This is a genomic window from Haloferax sp. Atlit-48N, assembly GCF_003383015.2.
In the GTDB taxonomy this organism is placed as follows: domain Archaea; phylum Halobacteriota; class Halobacteria; order Halobacteriales; family Haloferacaceae; genus Haloferax; species Haloferax volcanii.
Genome location: NZ_CP137690.1, coordinates 33,963 through 51,447, shown reverse-complemented (window position 1 = coordinate 51,447; position 17,485 = coordinate 33,963). Strand labels below are relative to the sequence as shown.

At 54.2% G+C, this 17,485-nt stretch carries 12 protein-coding genes and 1 pseudogene; 5 read left to right on the top strand and 8 right to left on the bottom strand.

Annotated features, from left to right (window positions below; genetic code table 11):
* Positions 1-110: 110 nt before the first annotated feature.
* Together DEQ67_RS15025 and DEQ67_RS15020 are read right to left on the bottom strand one after the other, a co-directional pair.
* A complete protein-coding gene (locus DEQ67_RS15025) occupies positions 111-827 on the bottom strand; it encodes a hypothetical protein (RefSeq protein WP_115891870.1) in 717 nt (238 codons plus the stop codon).
* Between the two features lie 95 nt (positions 828-922).
* Positions 923-1,786, bottom strand: a complete 864-nt coding sequence (locus DEQ67_RS15020) for a DUF5518 domain-containing protein (protein ID WP_147301751.1) — start codon at positions 1,784-1,786, stop codon at positions 923-925.
* Positions 1,787-1,953: 167 nt separating this feature from the next.
* Between DEQ67_RS15020 and DEQ67_RS15015 the strand changes: the two genes are divergently transcribed.
* The gene (locus DEQ67_RS15015) at positions 1,954-2,262 is read left to right on the top strand and encodes a ribbon-helix-helix protein, CopG family (protein WP_004062141.1); all 309 of its coding nucleotides are present in this window, start codon (positions 1,954-1,956) and stop codon (positions 2,260-2,262) included.
* The gene (locus DEQ67_RS15010) at positions 2,263-2,763 is read left to right on the top strand and encodes a PIN domain-containing protein (RefSeq protein WP_115891872.1); all 501 of its coding nucleotides are present in this window, start codon (positions 2,263-2,265) and stop codon (positions 2,761-2,763) included.
* 689 nt (positions 2,764-3,452) lie between these two features.
* Here DEQ67_RS15010 and DEQ67_RS15005 read toward each other — a convergent pair.
* The 6 genes and pseudogenes from DEQ67_RS15005 to DEQ67_RS14980 form a co-directional block, all read right to left on the bottom strand.
* Positions 3,453-4,243 (bottom strand): annotated as a pseudogene (locus DEQ67_RS15005) (universal stress protein); the annotation flags it as partial.
* A gap of 111 nt (positions 4,244-4,354) precedes the next feature.
* Positions 4,355-5,752 carry a hemolysin family protein gene (locus DEQ67_RS15000; RefSeq protein ID WP_004062131.1) on the bottom strand — a complete coding sequence of 466 codons (1,398 nt, stop codon included), beginning with the start codon at positions 5,750-5,752 and terminating at the stop codon, positions 4,355-4,357.
* A gap of 993 nt (positions 5,753-6,745) precedes the next feature.
* Positions 6,746-8,347, bottom strand: a complete 1,602-nt coding sequence (locus DEQ67_RS14995; protein WP_115891879.1) for a transposase — start codon at positions 8,345-8,347, stop codon at positions 6,746-6,748.
* Between the two features lie 89 nt (positions 8,348-8,436).
* Positions 8,437-9,117, bottom strand: a complete 681-nt coding sequence (locus DEQ67_RS14990) for an IS6 family transposase (protein ID WP_424020183.1) — start codon at positions 9,115-9,117, stop codon at positions 8,437-8,439.
* A gap of 181 nt (positions 9,118-9,298) precedes the next feature.
* Positions 9,299-9,883, bottom strand: a complete 585-nt coding sequence (locus DEQ67_RS14985; protein ID WP_424020155.1) for a type IV pilin — start codon at positions 9,881-9,883, stop codon at positions 9,299-9,301.
* A 263-nt stretch (positions 9,884-10,146) separates the two neighbouring features.
* Positions 10,147-14,052: a PAS domain-containing protein gene (locus tag DEQ67_RS14980; protein ID WP_115891816.1), complete on the bottom strand. Its 3,906-nt coding sequence runs from the start codon at positions 14,050-14,052 to the stop codon at positions 10,147-10,149.
* A gap of 110 nt (positions 14,053-14,162) precedes the next feature.
* Here DEQ67_RS14980 and DEQ67_RS14975 point away from each other — a divergent pair, with 110 nt between their 5' ends.
* The 3 genes from DEQ67_RS14975 to DEQ67_RS14965 are packed head-to-tail and all read left to right on the top strand — an operon-like array spanning position 14,163 to position 17,433.
* Positions 14,163-14,576 (top strand): response regulator transcription factor, encoded by a 414-nt coding sequence (locus tag DEQ67_RS14975; RefSeq protein WP_115891817.1) that lies wholly within the window; start codon positions 14,163-14,165, stop codon positions 14,574-14,576.
* Between the two features lie 53 nt (positions 14,577-14,629).
* Entirely contained in the window at positions 14,630-15,796 is a 1,167-nt protein-coding gene (locus DEQ67_RS14970; protein WP_115891818.1) for a poly-gamma-glutamate biosynthesis protein PgsC/CapC, read from the top strand.
* Positions 15,793-17,433, top strand: coding sequence for a Mur ligase family protein (locus DEQ67_RS14965; protein ID WP_233509349.1), 1,641 nt, complete (start codon positions 15,793-15,795; stop codon positions 17,431-17,433). The genes DEQ67_RS14970 and DEQ67_RS14965 overlap by 4 nt, the downstream gene beginning before the upstream one ends.
* Positions 17,434-17,485 lie beyond the last annotated feature (52 nt).

The window sequence follows — 17,485 nt, the reverse complement described above, 5'->3', positions numbered from 1 at the left end:
TCATCCTTATCTGAACACCGCCCATTCGACCACGTCCTCGACCGCATTCACGGGGGAAACAAGTGACCCGCTCCTCATTGGGAGCACGGGCGTGTCCAGTTAGAGAGTGTTCAAAAGCCCTGTCTCACTAAGAAGATCGAAGTCACGGTGAGAACGAGCAGAACCGCCCATGAGTACTGGATAGGCGAAATGAACATCGCGCTGAATGGAATCACCCCAATGAAGAGTGCAGTAACAACGAACCGACCCCACACCCAGCGAGTAGAATTCGTTTCTGATTCGCCGTGGACCGAAACGTTGTGACGTTGGAGGAACTCTCGAAATTGCGGTTCTTTGTCTGGGGGAATCAGAAACGAACTCGGTTTGACGCTGAATGTTTTGTTGTAGTGTAACCGGACCATCGGCTGGCCAGCAAGTGAGAGGAATCGAGCGGATTCTACGTCTTCGAGCGAAACGGTTGCTTCCTGGTCACTCCGGAAGAGGGTAGGGTCGCCCATGTGGAACGTGGTCTCGATGCTTCCGTTATCGTGCTCAAATTCGATTGTCGTGTTGATGTACCGCTCAGACATCTGGACGAGGAACATCATCATGCCAGCACAGAAGAGATTGTACGGCTCTATGAGGCCGTCATCGAAGAATATGACTCCGGCGAAAAGGACCGCAGGGACGACGGCGAACAGAGACCACCACAACACACGGCCGAAATCGGCGACGTTGAACCAGAGGCGATGAGGGAACCTCTCAAATCCACTCAAGTCTGTCGTCCACGTTGTCACTGACGACTTCTGACCTTTGACGTCGTGTTCATCACTTTGGAGGGCAGACATCTCTGAGATACTCTCTCAACTTCGTTGAAATACTCTCGGATGTCCTGAAATGCGGTTTGCCACGCAGTCTAACTTCTCGACAGTGACTGTGCAACTCAGAAAATCCCAACAGAACGTTTCCGGTCAATGAGATAGAAAGCAGCGACGAGCCAGCACACACCGAGGAAACTGAGGGCCTCGACAGGAGCGTCCCATGCGTTAAACTCCGCTGCGTAATACCCGATGAAGAACGCGGCGAAGGGAGCGCCGACGTACGCGGCAACGTTTGGAATCCACGGAGAATGACTCTCATGGAGCTGTTCTGCATCCTTGTACACTGCAACGAGCAGAAGTATTGCTGCGATATACGTGATCACCAACAATACTATTGCAAAGAGTATGCTGACGATACTCTGCGGGCTGGTAGAAAAGTAAAATCCAGCAGCCACAGGCATGACTAAGACGTACAGAACCACGTATTTCGGCCATTTCGAGTTGCTCGTTCCTCGCCAGTCTTCGCTCGTCGTATCCTTCACTTCGGCGCGCCACGACCGCACAGCAGCAAGTCGATCGCCGATAAAGGCAGCCACACGCACAAAGAACACAACGATTACAACTCCGAGAACGGTCGCGATGGGAGTTCCAACCACTGTGAAGATTGTTGCTCTCAGGGAAGACGCGCTTAGGGTCGAGAACATGGTCGCGAGATACACGATGACGAGCCCAATGGAAGCAACAAGCCCGGTTCGTGTACTTGCTCGGCGTCGACTCGTTGGTCGACGATAGTAGAGGTACCCAACTAAAAAACCAGCGACGACGAACGCACCACCAGAGACGGTTCCACCGGCAACTAACGATTCGTCGGTTGCTGTTCGCCACGATAGTGGCACGGTGAGTAGTGCCGACACGAGCCCGATGGCTGTTGCGAGCCGAAGCTCCGGCTCAGTCAGCTCTCGGTAGATGCGTGTGTGGAGGGGCATTTTCCGAATAGATTACTAATTGCAACCATCAAGAGTGTTGTCAAGGAAATATTACAAAATAGACTTCCTGTCATTAAACTTTGACTCTCGATTTACGCGGTCTGTACACGCAAGTGTAACCAAGCGACGGGCAGGCCGACACAGTTTTTTATTTGTACATACATTGTATGTACATGAGCACGAAACGGGTTAACTTCCGACTGCCCGAAGAGTTAGTAGCACACGCGGACATCGCTGCCGAAGTCACTCACAAAAACCGAACGGAGATTCTCATTGAAGCACTCCGACAGTATCTCGAAGAGAAAGAGTCTGATGAGAGTTTCCGTGAGGCTGTTGTCGAACTGTATCTGAATAACCACATCGAGTTCGAGAAACTTGCCGAGATTATCGGGCGACAGGATGCCGAAGCCGTCCGCGCTTCGAAAGAGGTACTTGATCGTGGTGAAGAACTCGCAGACAAACTCGCAGACCTCTAAATGCTCGTTGTAGACACGAGCGCATTCATCTCTCTTTCAGTCGGCGAAGTTCTCGACGTCTTCGTCACCGAGTTTGACGTCGCAACCACAGAGGCAGTTCTTGAGGAACTCCAAAGAACTGCTGAGTACGATGACCGCCATGGAAAAGCCGCCACTGCCGTCCTCGATACGGCCGACGAGTTCACCGTTGTTGCTGTCGCTGGTGGTGAGTTTGTGACGAGCCGAATCGACGATGGTGAAGCCAGCTGCGTAGCTGCAGTCCGTGAGGTGGATGCAGCGTTCTTGATTACCGACGACTACAGAGCTCTTCCTGAACTTCGAAAACTAGTGAGTGCAGAAGTTGCACTATCTCCGATCGTTCTCCGGGCGCTGGTCAAGCGCGATGCCCTCAGCGAGGAGGAAGCAAGAGTCACCTTCGAGGCAATGGCAGAAGGACGTGATTGGCTCGGTGCGCCGATCTACCGGTACGCTCGACAGCTCCTCGAAGATACCTCAAAGTAAGGCATCTCTTCTCAAACGCTCCTTCTAACTCTACTGCTACAAGATGAATGGTACGGAACTAGTCCATCTCTGAAATTGTGTGTCGACACATCCTCGGAGAGTGGATGTGTGCAGGCCTTCTCAAAGACGATTTCGAGCTTAGATAAAATCTGATGGCGAGTCATCTGCACTCTGATCTGTTTTCTTCGGAAACGACGGGGTGTAAAGTTCGGATAGCAGCGGTTACTCGAAACTATGCTGATTCGAAGATCACTGGATGAGCCACTTTGCGACGTGACAGACGTGAACTTCAATTGAGATCGCTTACGACAGCAAGGTCCACAGCGAGTTGAGAAACATAACCGCAGGCATCGCGATTGCTATTACTTGCAGTCCAACTGCTAACTTGCGCTGATTCTTTGGTAGTAGCTCTGCGATGGCAGCAGTTCCACTTGAAGCGCCAAGGATGACTATATCGTAGGACCCAGTTCCATATACAAGCTCAAAATACAGATGCAGAGCAAAGAATGCGGCTGTCCCGATGATAAAAGTTCGTGCAGTATCCCAACCTTTTGGCTCAGAGAAGAAGCGATTAACGTGTATCTCCACTTGACAAGAGGCTGCCCCTCGCGTTATTCAGAGTCCGCGATAGTCATGACGGGCACTGGTGCCGAGCGCACAGTCTTTTCAGCGACACTGCCAAGCAGGATACGATCCGTGCCACGCCGCCCCATCGTCCCCATCCCGACGGCTGTATGTCGTTCGCTTCGATGCAATCTCGGATTTTCTCGACAGGCGTTCCGTATTCAACGTGGCGAACAGTGTTCGTGACCCCACGTGCCTCGGCCTCTGAGACCACAGTGTCGACGGCGTCTGTTGCGGCCTGTTCACTTTCATTCCCGGAAGCTGTCGCCCGGGAATCCAGCCCGAGTACTCTGTCGTCGACGACGGACAGGACGTGAACGGTCGCATCGAGCGATGCCGCAAACTCGACGACATGCTCGGCAGCGTGCGTCGCAGTCGTACTCCCGTCAGTCGGGATGAGGATGTTCTCGTAAGGGAACCTCAGTGACTCGTCGGGCTGCATTCGGACTGTGAGCACGGGCACTGAGGAGAGACGAACAACCTCCTCGGAGACGCTCCCGATGAGGTATCGTGAGACACCCTCGCGGCCGTGGGTCGGCATCACGACGAGATCCTGACCATACCGCTCGGCGTACTCGACGATGGTCAGTGCTGGATTACCCTGAATGACGTCGGTATCGTACGAGACCCCGAGCGTCTCCAGTGTCTTGGCAGCCTCCTCGACGGCATCTTCGCCCTCCTGTTCGAGGACGTCGACGGTTTGATCCTCGATAACCGTGACACTGTCACGTGTCGTGTCGGCGACGTAGAGCACGTGGATGGTCGCGTCGGCCCAGTGGGCGAGTTCGCTGGCGTGGTGGAGCACCTCGGCTGCACCCTCACTACCGTCATACGGAATGAAAATGTTCTCGTACATATTTCAGTAGAGCATGATACGTGTGCATGGTCCCTTATCGTTTGCATCCATGCACAGGGGAGTCGCTTTCAACGCCCTGTGACCGCTCAGAAGACGCTCACTCCTGCATCTCTATTCTGCTTCGTCTTCGTCGGTCGGTGACCCTCCTGCAACCGGATCTGAAGTATCATCGGCAACGGTCAGTCGGACCTTCCGAATGCGAGTGTCATCCACCTGTTCCGCCCGTAGAGTCACGTTCTCGTAATCGAATTTTTCTCCCTGCTCGACGAGGCGGCCCGCGAGATGGAACATGAATCCCGCGATGGTCTCGAATTCCTCACCCTCCGGCAGTACGATTCCGAGCGCCTCGTTGACCTCGTGGATATTGACCGAGCCGTCCACGAGAACAGCGCCGTCGTCGACGAACTCGATCGGGTGGTCCTCATCACCCACTAGTATCTCGCCGACTATCTCCTCGAGCACGTCCTCCATCGTGATGAGTCCCTCTGTAGCGCCGAACTCGTCGATGACGACGACCATGTGCATCCGTTTTTCACGCATCTCCGAGAGAAGTTCGTCGACGTTCTTCGATTCGGGGACGTGCAGTGTCGGGGTAACAACGTCCTCCACCCTGAGATCCGCGAAGTCGTCGTAGTTGGCATCCTCTAGATCACGGATATCGAAGACGCCGATCACGTTGTCCAGCGACCCCTCGTAGGCCGGCAACCTGGCGTGCCCTGACTGTATACAGTTCTTAATGGCATCCTCGACGGTCGCATCTTTGGAGATGGCCGCCATGTCGAGACGGGGTGTCATCACCTCTTTCGCACTGGCGTCGGTGAATCGAAGGGTGCGCTGGAGCATCTGGCGTTCCTCTTCGTTGAGAACGCCCTCGCGCTCACCCGTCTTTATCATGTTCCGGATCTCGTCGCGAGTGACGTACGTCGACTCGATAGACGTGCTACCACCAGTGACCTTGTTCACCCAGCTCGTCAAGTAGTAGAATAGGGCGATGAGCGGCCAGAGCACCTTCTCAACGACCTTCAACCCTCTGGCGACGCGCCGTGCGTGTAATTCAGTGTTCTCGACGGCGTATGACTTTGGGGCGCTCTCGCCGAATATGAGGACTAGCGACGTTATACCGAGCGACGAAATGATTACTGCTATGCCAGCGTCGAAATATACGCCGACGAGAGTAGTTGAAATAGAAGACATTGTGATGTTGACCATATTGTTACCCACGAGGATGGTCACGAGCAAGCGGTGAGGATCCTCTTTGAGGGACTTGACCGCCCGCGCACCACGCTTGCCTTGGTCGACCATCGCATCGACCTGGTGGGCCGGCAAGGAGAACAACGCAATCTCGGACGACGAGAAGAATCCTGACCCCACGAGGAGCATCAAAATCATGCCAACACCGATCACGGTAATTTCCGTCTGCCCCAGTTCGATACCGATGATCGGAACAGTAGTCAGTATGATACTGACCTCAGCCGCTGCTGTGATTATAGGAAACACGATCAATACCACCTATTACTAGAGCAGAAAAGTAACCCTTGTGTAGCCAGTGCTGAATCCGCTGTCGGAGTCGGAGACAGCACCCAATTATCTCCTTGGATTAGTATGAGAAATCCCCGGTCTTCGATGTCGCCGAACTCACTACGCTCTACGGGCTCCCTATCCTCACCCGGTTCTGGCCTCTACCAATTGACTTTATGCACTCCTATGCTCAGAGAGGCTTCGCGTGCACCGGTCCATTGAGTGAGTACGAACGGTTCACGGGTTGCCTTGGTGATAAGGAGCTACCAAGAGCTAGCGAGTTGTATTCGAAATGAGGTTGGGGATTAAAAGGTACGCATTAAAACTATTCTCCGAGGTTGTGGGAGTCATACAATTTCGGAGGATGAAAGTGTTGCGTGACTTCCCAATGCCGATCTTGAGCTTGAATCAAACTTGGTGGCGAGCCATCTGTGTTCTGTTTTTTGTTTCTCCGGAAACGGTGGGGTCTCAAGTTCGGATAGCAGCGGTTATCCATATTAATGCAATTCTTAGAAACTCTGGTCGGGGCCACAGTCTCGGAAGATGGATCTATTGTGTGCCTTTATTTCAGAAGATTATGTTCGTACTATACTAGATTATAGAGTGATCTGCTCGCCGAAACTCGCCAGCCGTATGAATTAATAGTCAGGCTCCGACTAGCGTTTGCTGGCTGAATCCTTCACTTTCCCCTTCTAGTTGTGAGGAGTCGGGTTTAGCAGTGTGAGTGCGATCTTGCGATGTACAATTCGGCCAGAGGTGGCCAGTTTCGAATCCATCTTCCGAGACTGTGGTCGGGGGCCACAGTTTCGGAGGATGTGCAGTTTTAGCGTTGATTCGCCACTGAATTAGTCTAGATTACGGAGAAAGTGAGCTAGGAAATCTGCCAAAATCGGTTAACCCTCTGTGATTGTCAGGAACCTATCCAATTATCTCTCCCAGAAATAGTGCCACCGCTCACGAGGGGCAAGCCCAGTGTTCGTTCACCTAGTCCGGCGGAAGCAGCGCCGAAGAGACCAATTCAACGCATTCTCCAGCGGTTACAATCGGTGCGTAGTCCATCTCACCGTCAGCAGCAGCTTTCAACAGAAAGTCAGTGAGCCGCCAGATATTGTACAAGAGAACTGCGAACACGAAGTAGAACAACCGAACGCGGTAGTCCTTCGAGGAAGTCTTCGCTAAGAAATCGTGTTTGATTGATTTGTACTCATTCTCGATTTGCCATCGACTACTGTATCGACGACAGAACGCTTCAGCCCCTTCCGGCTGAACATGAGCATTCGTCGCAAAGACGGTCGTCCCATCCGACTTCGTCGAGGGAACGTAAAGAAACTGCATCGCGTGTGAACCCTGTTCGACGTGGACAGACGCTGACTCAACGGCGACCTCTTGGTCGTCTTGCTCCATCTGCTCAATCGCTTTATGCTCTGAGCTCGTAGTCCGTTTAGGAATCAGGTACCCCACGTTAAGATTTGAGAGCGTCTGAAACACTCTCATCGAGTCGAATTCGCGGTCACACAGTACCATCTCGATAGGGACATGCTCCTTTGCTTGGCGAACTAATCGCCGGACAATCCGATGCATTCGATTCGGCGGATTGTCATCCCACGCTGAACTCTCTCGAACCGGTTCGACAGCCAATACGAGTGGGACATTTTGGCCGACAATCGAGAGGGTGGCAAACTTGAACGCACGTCCATCACCGTCTTTCGTCCCGCTGACCATCGACATTCCTTCGACATCACCAAAGTAGGGCACTGTGGTAATGTCAAGTGCGACAGTTACTGGCCGCCGAAACGAGACTTCAGACTCGATTACTGAGAGTAGCCGGTCGGTAGCGATGTTGAACCCATCGAGGAATGACTCACCATTGAATTGCTTGACTGCCCGAAGGTGGGTGTCACCGTGTGGGCCATATTCTTTGCCACGTCGGTACTGAAAGCGAGCTGCACCTTGTGCAGTCCCGCAGCCAACCATTCCCATGAACGTCTGTAACTCGAAGAATCGAGAATCATCATACGACGAGTTCTCTGCTCTGCCAGAGTCAAATGGATTGAAGCAATGCTCACGAGCAAGACGAGTCGTACGAAAGATCTCCTTGTCGTCGAACGTGATTCTCTGTTCTTCTCCATTTTCAGGCTTCTCCGAGCCACGCTCTTCGGAATCGGTGACTTCGTGCTTAGGACGTACTTCGGCAACAGCCGGGCCAAAGTCGTTGATATTTTTGACGAGCAGGTGTGCGCCCCGCTTGACAAACTCACGAGTGGCGTCGTCGAAGCGGTTACGCCACGTCCTCGATAAGACCGACATATCTGGAATGCGGTCGAGGCCAACCGCAGAGGCGAGTTCGTGATGGCCGGAGAGTTTTCGATAGCTGTTTCCAGTGATTTCGCGGTAGAAGAAGAGTTTGAGTATTCCGTGAAACGGATACGATGATGGGTGCCACTCAGGATAGCCGTGTTCAAGCGTCTTAACCCGAATTTTAAGTTCTTCGAACGCTTCAAGTAGTGACTTGCCGAACCGGAGGTGTTCCCGAAGATCGAGCCCAACAAGAAACGCATCGGTCATTCGAGCAGCACTGGTTCCCATACGACCGATATTTTCAACGCTCCTCATCAATACCTCGACAAGCGATAGTTCGAGCAGCTATCTAGACAGTGCCCTAAAATGGGCACTGTCTAGTTAGTAACCTCCTCGACTGGCGTTCGTCCATCGAGCGCTTGATGCGGTCTCTGAAAATTGTAGTATTGCACAAATTGTATGAGCCACTCGCGGACGCTTCCGTGACTGCCCACCCACGAATTATGGAAGCGGTCGACTCGAATTTTGAGGGTGTGAAACCATTTTTCGATGAGGTTTCGCTCGACGTAGTCAAGCCGACCGGTCAATCCTAATCGTGAGAGGGCAGTCTGATAGCCGTAACCATCAACGAGAAACACCGCGTCTGAGAGGTCGTGTTTCTCTGAGAGTCGATGGAGGAACGCAGCAGCCGGATCGGTACCATGTCGTCCAAATAATTCGACGTCAAGAATCAGCTTTGTCTCGATGTCTATTGCAGCGTACAACCAAGACCACTCGCCATTGATTTTGACAGCGGTCTCGTCGACCGCAACCCGCTTCGGCTTCGCCTCAGGCGGGTTGTGACCGCTGTCAGCCAGCCGATGTACCCACTGCCAAACAGCTTGGTGAGAGCGTTCAACGCCGAGATATCGAAGAATCTGTTTTGTTTCTCTGAGCGAACATCCGGTCGCGTGGAGCTGGACAGCGAACGCCCTGGCGGCTGTCGCCGTCCGCTCACGCTCCCACGTTTCTTCTAAATCCGTCGCAAAGCACTCGCTGAGCAGGTCTGCGAGCTCCATCCCAAACACACTCAACGACCTGCTCGTTCCTCAAACTGGCTTAACTAGACAGTGCCGCTCTGTTGAAATCCTTAGAAAGTGACAGATTCTGATCCGGTTGCGGTCAGTACAGGAGGTTTACTGACCAATGTGTGACACCACTAGTTCCATATCAAGACAGTTGTGTACGATCCTTCACCAGTTAGGGTCTAAACACCTCTTCAGACAGTATCGCGTTTGACTCAGTATGAACAATCGTGATTTCGACTTTATCCGCGTTTGGGCCTGTCCTATCGGGTTGGCTTCGGAAGTCGGCTTCACCGACATTTATTTCGAATTGAATCGTTTCACCGACATCCCAGACGTTGTCATCAGTCGGATAATCTTCTATAATCACTTGGTTCGGGTCCGCGGGACCGGCATCTCCGTACCCCTTACTAATCAACCCATTATCGTTTTGTAAGTTTTCTTCGTCAATATCACTACCATCTGCCGGTAGATTGATGAGCCGTTCCTTAGTATCCACGTCAGGACCGGACGCTCTAACGATTATCTCGATGTTTTCAACCCTTACGCTGTCGCCAGCAACGTGGGTCACCCGCACTTCTTGATCGTCCGCTCCCGGAATAAAATCGCCACTCGTTTGCGCAACTGTCGGAGCTGGTTCATTGAGATCTTCTGTAATGCTAAGAACGGCAGCAGAAACGGTTGCACTGAGAATAACGACAACTGCAACCATCAAAACAACTGCAATGACTGAAGAAACAGCACGACGCTGCTGAGTCATGAATTCAACCATATTCTATCAACATAAGTAAGTTCGCAGATAGCTTTTGAACATACATATCGTATCTCGCTTAATGATCGGAAATCCCTTTGAGTTGGCAGATTCCTCGACGGTCGGTGAGCAGGTGTACTAATCAGATGGTCCACTATAGGCCAAGCTGAAAGAAAGGCACACATCAAATCCATCCTCCGAGGTTGTGATAGTTGAGACTGGTTCTCTCAATGCATAGACCGCAGGCACGGTTTGCTCACTGACAACGGGTACTATTTCGACCGCTTGAACTCAAACCGTGCCCCGCCATTGCTTCCGTCTGTCACCGAAACCGTCCAACCGTGCGCCTTCGCGATGTCGGCCACAATCGAGAGGCCGAACCCGGTTCCCCCCTCGCTGGACGTGACGCCGTGTTTGAACACGTCGTCTTGCTTCTCCTGGGGAATCCCGCTGCCGGTATCCTCAACGTAGAATCCATCGTCTCCGTCTAGTCCACCCACGGTCACCGTGACGTCGGCACCACCGTGCTCGATTGCATTTCGGAAGAGATTCTCGAAGAGTTGGGTCAGCCGCCCTGCATCCCCGGTGACTGTCGGAATTCCATCTGCGACTGTAAGCGTTGCCTCCTCCGTGTCGACGTATCCCCACGCTTCCGTCGTAATACTCTCGAGGTCGATCTCTTCTGCATCCTCGATCCTCGTCTCCCCACGTGCCAGCGTCAGGAGGTCCTCGATGAGTCGTTCAATTCGGTCGTGCGCGGATTCTACTTTTTCAAAGTGCTCCGCCTTCCCGGTCTCCTCCGCGATTTCGAGGAACCCCATTGCGACAGAGAGCGGGTTTCGAAGGTCGTGGGCAACGACGCTCGCGAACTGGTCGAGTCGCTCGTTCTGTCGGCGTAGTTCCGCTTCCCTGCTCGCTCGTGCGAGTGCTGCCTCGACAGTCGCACCGAGAATCCGGAACAGGTCGACGTCCGTCTCAGAAAAGACCTGCGTGGAAACTGACCCCGTCGACATGAGCCCATACTCACCCAGTGGGACGAGAATCTCACTCCGTATCTCTGTGTTCGGGTTGTGGGGTTGCCCCTCAGCTTGGATATCATCATATACCTGGGTTTCTCCGGACTCAAACACGTCCCAAGCGAGACTGTCTCCAGGAGTGAACCGGGGAGACTCGCCAAACAGGTCTCGTGCTTCGGACGTTTCCGTAATTGGGGCGAGCACGTTCTCTCGGTCGTCGTACTCCCAAATTCCGGTGATATCGAGGTCGAGTATCTCGGCCGCGGCATCGACGGCAATCGCTCCGATCTCCTCGCTTGATTCAGCGCCGCTCAGATGCTGTGCGGTGTCCTGAAGCGAGCGGAGGCGAGCTTCCAACCGTTTCTGTTCGGTTATGTCCTCCAAGACGGCGAGGATGCTCGTAGTCTCTCCGTCGGGGCCTGTAACCGGCGCGACCGACAAGAGCAGGTCCAGTTCGTCTCCGTCTTTCGTCTCTCGCCGTATCTCCTTTGCTCGGATTCGCTCGCCGCTCAGGACGCGCTGCCGGTGTGAGTCAAACTCTTCCTGCTGCTCGTCCGGGACCATCGGATTGAACTCGCCAAGCACTTCGTCCTGCGACCAGCCGAACATGGTTTCAGCCTCGTCGTTCCAGCGGATGACGGTCCCATCCGTGTCGATTTCCATAACTGTGAGTGGCGTGGCCTCGATGAGCGATTCCAGTCGCTGGTTCGTCGCTTCGAGTTCACGCTCTCGTTCGACTTGCTCGGTAACGTTTCGAGCGATACCCACGACTCGAACAATCTCGTCGTCGACGATTACTGGTGCGAGGCTGGTCTCCCAGAACTGCGCACCGTCACCGATGTCGAGTTCTTCGTGATACGAGATTGGGGCCCCCTGATCGACGCAGCGAGTGTAATTGGCCTCGAGTTCAGCACCCTCCTGGTCGCCAAACACGTCTCGTGGGGTCTTGCCGCGAACTTCCTCGGTCGTAATTCCGGTCTGTGACTCGTATCCGGGACTGAGTCTTGCGAACTCGAATGATGGGTCCTCACCAGCGGTATCGACGTCAAGCAAGAATATCGCGTCCCCGGACGTTTCGAGCAACGCCTCGTATTCCTCCGCGAGCTCTCGATGCTCACGGCGTTCCGCTTCTCGCTCCGTGATGTCCTGAAAAACACCCCGAAGTACTGCGTCGCCGCGCTGTGTGTCGTCGACGTATTCTCCCCACGCCCGGACGTCACGCACCGCTCCGTCGGGTCGAACGATTCGGAGGTCGAGGTCGTACGGTTCCCCGTCTTCGATTGCTCGGTCGACTGCTGCGGTAATCGTCTCTCTGTCGTCGGGGTGGTAGAACTCGATCGCGTCGTCGAGGGAGGGCTCGTAGTCCTCGTCGACACCGTGGATCTGGCGGACCCCGTCAGACCAGGCGAGTTCGCCGCTCGATGGGACGAATTCCCAGATACCGATATCTGCGATGTCCTGAACGCGGTCGAAGAGGAACCCCTGACGTTCGAGTTCGTCACGGTCACGACCACGCGAGAGTTCGGTACTCACGAGCTGTGCGACCAGCTCGACGAACGTTCGTTCGAGCGCTCCGAACGGCGCGACTCGTGTCGTCGGACTCGAGAAATTGACGGTTCCGTAACGCGTGTCATCGACGACGAGTGGCACGCCGATGTACGACTCTAACTCGAAGTCACGGTAGGCAGGATGCGTCTCTTTCCCGTCGCTAACGGCGTCGACGAACGAACAGACCGAATCCGTGCCGACGACTTCCGCACAGTACGTCGATTCGAGATTGAACTGATCGCCAGCTTCGATATCGGCTTCCGGTGCGTGAACTGCTTCGACCGTGTAGTCGCTGTCCTGAATCCGCGAGACGATGCCGATTTCGAGCCCGAGCGTCTGGCAACCGACTTCCAAGAGATTCTGGAGGCGCGACTCGGCCGAGACATCGCTTTCTGCCATGACTGCCTGGAGGTCCTGGAGTGCGTCCCGCTCTCGTTCCAATTGACGCTTTACCTCGCTTTGTTCGGTCACGTCTCGAGCGACAACGAGAACCTGCTTGCTTTTGCGACTCTGGAACGGGGTTACCCGGACGTCGAATGTCCGCTCGCTGATCCCGACCACGACGTCGAGTTGGAGGTCTGCATCGTACAACCCGGTGGACCCACCATCGCTCTCGATCTCGTCGAGCGTCGATTCGACTGCCTGGGAGAATCGCGTTATATCGGAATTGCTAACGCGGTCACCGACGACCGTTTCGAGCTGTTGTCCTGTGAGCTGGGCCGACTGCTCCCCTGCGAGCAACCGCTTTGCAGCCGTATTCGCGAACTCGATATCACCTTGCTCGTCGAGGACGAACACGACGTCGTGGATGTTCTCCAGAATCGCATCACTGCGCTCTAGCTTCAGTTCCCGCTCTCGCTCGGTAGTAATTTCACGTGAAAAGACGGTCAGCCCGTCGTCATCTGGAAACGCTCGCACTTCGACCCAGTAGTTGAATGGCTCTTCCAGATGCTGTTCGAACGATACTGGTTCACCAGTCTCCATCGCCGTTCGATACTTGTCTTCGAGTTCCGTCCCGACGATCGACGGGAACTCTTCCCAGATGGCTTCTCCGACGAGCGCGTCCGAGTCACGGCCGATTCGTTCGGCCATTTTCTCGTTCATATACTCGATGCGCCAGTCGCTATCGACGGCGTAAATCGCGTCAGTTGCGCGCTCGAGCGTTCGTCGGAAGCGCCGTTTGGTCTGCTCGGCCTCCGTTTGTTTGCGAGCAGCCCTTGTGAGCGTTCGAATGCGGGCCGCGAGTAGTGTGAAGTTATCACGTTCCGACCGGACTGGGATGTAGTCCGAGACGCCGGCCCGAGTCGCTTTGCTCGCGATTTCTTCACTCCCTTGTCCAGTAAAGAGGAGTATCGGGATATCGTCGTTCTGCTGGCGAATCGACTCCGTAAGCCCGATACCGTCGGAATCTTCGAGCGAGTACGCCGTTACGATACAGTCGATTCGTTCCGTAGCAAGATGGTGCAGTGCTTCGTCGATACCGTCGGCAGGTATACAGTCGATCTCGGTACTCGTCTGTTGGAGTTTGATTTGAACCAACTCCGCGAACGCGGGATCGGAGTTCACGTAGAGGACGCGGATTGGATCGTCCAGTTCGTCACTAGTACCGAGCACAGTTACAGAGATTTGACTGTCTAACTGGTTAAATATTTCTTGCGAGACACTCTCGTGGGCTATCGAGGTCGCTGACGACTGAAAAGCGCAATAATCGAGGGGGTTGTGGTATGTCGGTCAATATAAGGAAACGGGACGGATACGCTGCTAGTATGCCTGCGGAAATTCTGGCAGCCGACGACGACGAAGACATCAGAGAGATGATCGATGTTAGTCTCAGTGAGGAGTTCGATGTGGAGACTGTAAAAGATGGTCGGGAAGCATGGGAGTACTTAGAAGAGTCCCCGGATTCATTACCGAAAGCGGTCATTCTTGACGTCATGATGCCAGAGATGGACGGGTTTTCGGTTCTGGACCATATCCGAGAGAACGACGGGATGCAGGATATTCGAGTTATTATGCTGACATCTCGCAGCCGGGAGGAGGACATCGTTCGAGCGCTCGAGGCAGGCGCGGACGATTTCCTGGCGAAGCCCTTCAATAAATCCGAACTGTACGGACGTGTACAGCAAACTCTCCAGTAAGCGACCCTACAGAATTGAAACAATAAAGGTGCATTAGCTGGTAGATAATCACAATGTGGGTGGCCACACTAGTCGCCGTTATCGGTCTCTTGAGCGTCGGTATTATCACCCAATTTACTGGGTATCGTATGGGGGGATCGATTACTGTTCCCGTTCTTGCTGTATATACGCTGAAGAACTTCGTCATGCTCCCCGTTTTTGTGTTGAGCGCGGCAGCCGCGTACGTCGGCCTGTGGATCCTCCGTCGTCGAACATTGATATTTGGTCGAGACGAACTCATCGCAGCGATGGTCATCGGCACAGCCGTTCCAGTAGTCACACTCTTTTTCATCCTACAATTAGGACTTGAGGTGGGAGTGGTTGCGTTTCTGGGAAGTATTCTCCCTGGACTCGCAGCGTACAATTACCATCGAATCAAGCCGGAGTATCGCCGAAACGACCTCTTGGCGAGTATCGGGTTGTTCGTTACCCTCACTGCGCTCGGTTGGGTACTGGTTTCCAATGGATATGCGCGTGAATTTGGTGCGCTGACGCCCCCAGTCCTCTTCTCTTCGACGGCAGATGTCGCTATCTACAAAGGTGTTGCAGTGCCCATCGACCCCGAATCTGTCATCCTCTCTCGAGAGATTGTGGCCGGACTGTTCGCTGGTGGGCTAGTTCTATCTGAACGGCTCCGGGGCCGGTTCGGTGTTCGGGTCGGAATCATTGGTGCGGTCCTCCTCGCGATTTACGCGCTAGCGAGCTATTGGCTCGTAATCCTGTACGTCCTTTTGCTTGCGCTATCGTTCGGTTTCATCCAGTTGTCGAACTACCTCACACTCCGGTACGGACGAGTGCTTCTCGGAGTGACTGTCGCAGTCGCGATCTTCGCCGCAGTATCGCTGACGTTTGTCGTACCAATCGAGCGAGGGCTGTCCGCGTTCTTTACTGCGATTTTGGCAGGTGTTGGGGCGTACAACGCGCATGCGTCGGCACCATTCGAGCGCCGCCTCGTCGTCCCGCTTCAGATCGTGGTCTTCGTCCCCGCTTTGATCGTCGCTCGACTGTTCAGTGCTCCCCAACCTCGTGGGTTTCCACAAGAGCTGACGGTGCCTGTCCTGGGGATTGCAGCGGTTCTCTGGGTGGCTGCCCTGGGTGTCGCGTACTGGTATACTGTGTCACCCCCGGGTGAAGATGAGGTCCTCTCTGCGTCGGTTCTCTCTGAAGGGGGTGAAACATGAGTCGGACTGCCTTCGAGATATACGGCCGTGGGTTCGGCTGGTCGTGGCGTCTTAGGGGCCCAGCGGAGGTACTAGCAACCGGCAGCCGCCACTACGACACATCCCGAGCAGCACGCGATGCAATTGACATTGTTCGCGCCGCTGTTGCAGAACTATCGGGGAACGAAGAGTCCTTCCCAGACACCGATGTCGATGCGCCCGACATAATCGTCGAACAAGAGGCCACACCGTCAGGAGAGCTTCCGGAGGAACGAAACAACTGGGTCTGGCGGCTCCAAACTGCAAACGGGGTACTGGGACATAGTGCCGATCGCTTCCCGACGGAAATGGCAGCACAGTCCGCGGCGGACCAGTTCCTCGACTATGCGGCGGGGGCGCTGCCGATGTTCTTGGTTGGGGCAGAGTACGAGTGGAAGACTGGCCCGAAGCCAATCGAAGTCGGCTCGTCGAGTTTAACAGGGCTGGTTAGTGAAGCAACGAGAGGTATTCGACATCGTAAGGTCCTCGATCAGATCGATACCCAGATTGTCGTCTCGGGGACTCGCGGTAAATCCTCAACCACCCAACGGCTCGACGACGTCTTCAACCGCCGAGGGTACGACACGCTCACGAAGATCACCGGCAACCATCCACTACTGATCCACAACGGCGAGGTCCATCCTATCGAACGACGGGGGCCTCGAACGACGCTCTACGAGAATATCAGTCTCATCGCTGAGTTCGTCCCCGAACTCAATGCGTACGAGCCGGACGACGTCGCTATCTTCGAGAATCAGGGTATCACAGAATACACGACCCGGCTGTTCAACCAGCGTCTGACCGATCCGGACATCATCGTGTTAACAAACGTCCGCCAGGACCACACAGATACCCTTGGAAAGACCAGGACAGACCTTGCACGTTCGTTTGCGCGGTCGGTCCCAGCAGGAACACACGTTGTGAGCGGCGAGCAACACCCGGTGTTGCACGAATATATGCAAAAAGAGATCGAACGCCGCGGAGGGACTATCGAGCAGGTTGATATTCCCGACGAACACGAAGGGCTAATCGGTTCTGAAACGATCCACGCAGTCAATGCGGTGTTAGATGTTGTTGGCGAACCGCCACTTCCAGCCGAGGAGATCGAATCGTTCCTCAGTGCGATCCAACCAACGTGGATAGAACTTGAAGACGGACTCATCTTCAACGCTGCCGAGGTGAACGACGTCGAAAGTACTGAGATGGTTCGACGGGTGCTCGTCGATGACGAATGTATCACCCCGTTCGTGTACCTCCGAAGAGACCGGCGGGGGCGTACAGCGTCATTTGCTCAATATATCGAGTTGCTATTCGAGCGAGAGTTAATCGATAAAGCTCACATCGGTGGGGCTAACACACGCGCATTCGCCGAAAACGTCGATGTTCCAACCAAGTGCCACAGTCAAAATGCGGACCCGGAGCAGGTTCTAACTGAACTGTTCACCGATGGCCGACCGGTCATCCTCATGGGTAACACGGTGGACGAGTTTATGCGTGAGATGCAGGCGTCGATTGAACAACGAGTGAAAGAGAAAAGACAGGCTGCCTCGGCAAGCGAAGCTGTTGACATTTCTGAACAGGGGAGCGCGGAAGCGACTAAACCAAAAGATCACGAATAAAACGTCAGCTTCTGTAAGAAGCGGGCCTTTTCGTTAGATGTAGACGTGTTCT

Excerpts from the sequence above, each read along its gene's own strand:
- DEQ67_RS14965 (WP_233509349.1), top strand. The coding sequence starts at position 15,793 with ATGAGTCGGACTGCCTTCGAGATATACGGCCGTGGGTTCGGCTGGTCG.
- DEQ67_RS15025 (WP_115891870.1), bottom strand. The coding sequence starts at position 827 with ATGTCTGCCCTCCAAAGTGATGAACACGACGTCAAAGGTCAGAAGTCG.
- DEQ67_RS14975 (WP_115891817.1), top strand. The coding sequence starts at position 14,163 with ATGTCGGTCAATATAAGGAAACGGGACGGATACGCTGCTAGTATGCCT.
- DEQ67_RS14970 (WP_115891818.1), top strand. The coding sequence starts at position 14,630 with ATGTGGGTGGCCACACTAGTCGCCGTTATCGGTCTCTTGAGCGTCGGT.
- DEQ67_RS14995 (WP_115891879.1), bottom strand. The coding sequence starts at position 8,347 with ATGGGAACCAGTGCTGCTCGAATGACCGATGCGTTTCTTGTTGGGCTC.
- DEQ67_RS15010 (WP_115891872.1), top strand. The coding sequence starts at position 2,263 with ATGCTCGTTGTAGACACGAGCGCATTCATCTCTCTTTCAGTCGGCGAA.
- DEQ67_RS15020 (WP_147301751.1), bottom strand. The coding sequence starts at position 1,786 with ATGCCCCTCCACACACGCATCTACCGAGAGCTGACTGAGCCGGAGCTT.
- DEQ67_RS15015 (WP_004062141.1), top strand. The coding sequence starts at position 1,954 with ATGTACATGAGCACGAAACGGGTTAACTTCCGACTGCCCGAAGAGTTA.
- DEQ67_RS14990 (WP_424020183.1), bottom strand. The coding sequence starts at position 9,117 with ATGGAGCTCGCAGACCTGCTCAGCGAGTGCTTTGCGACGGATTTAGAA.
- DEQ67_RS14985 (WP_424020155.1), bottom strand. The coding sequence starts at position 9,883 with ATGACTCAGCAGCGTCGTGCTGTTTCTTCAGTCATTGCAGTTGTTTTG.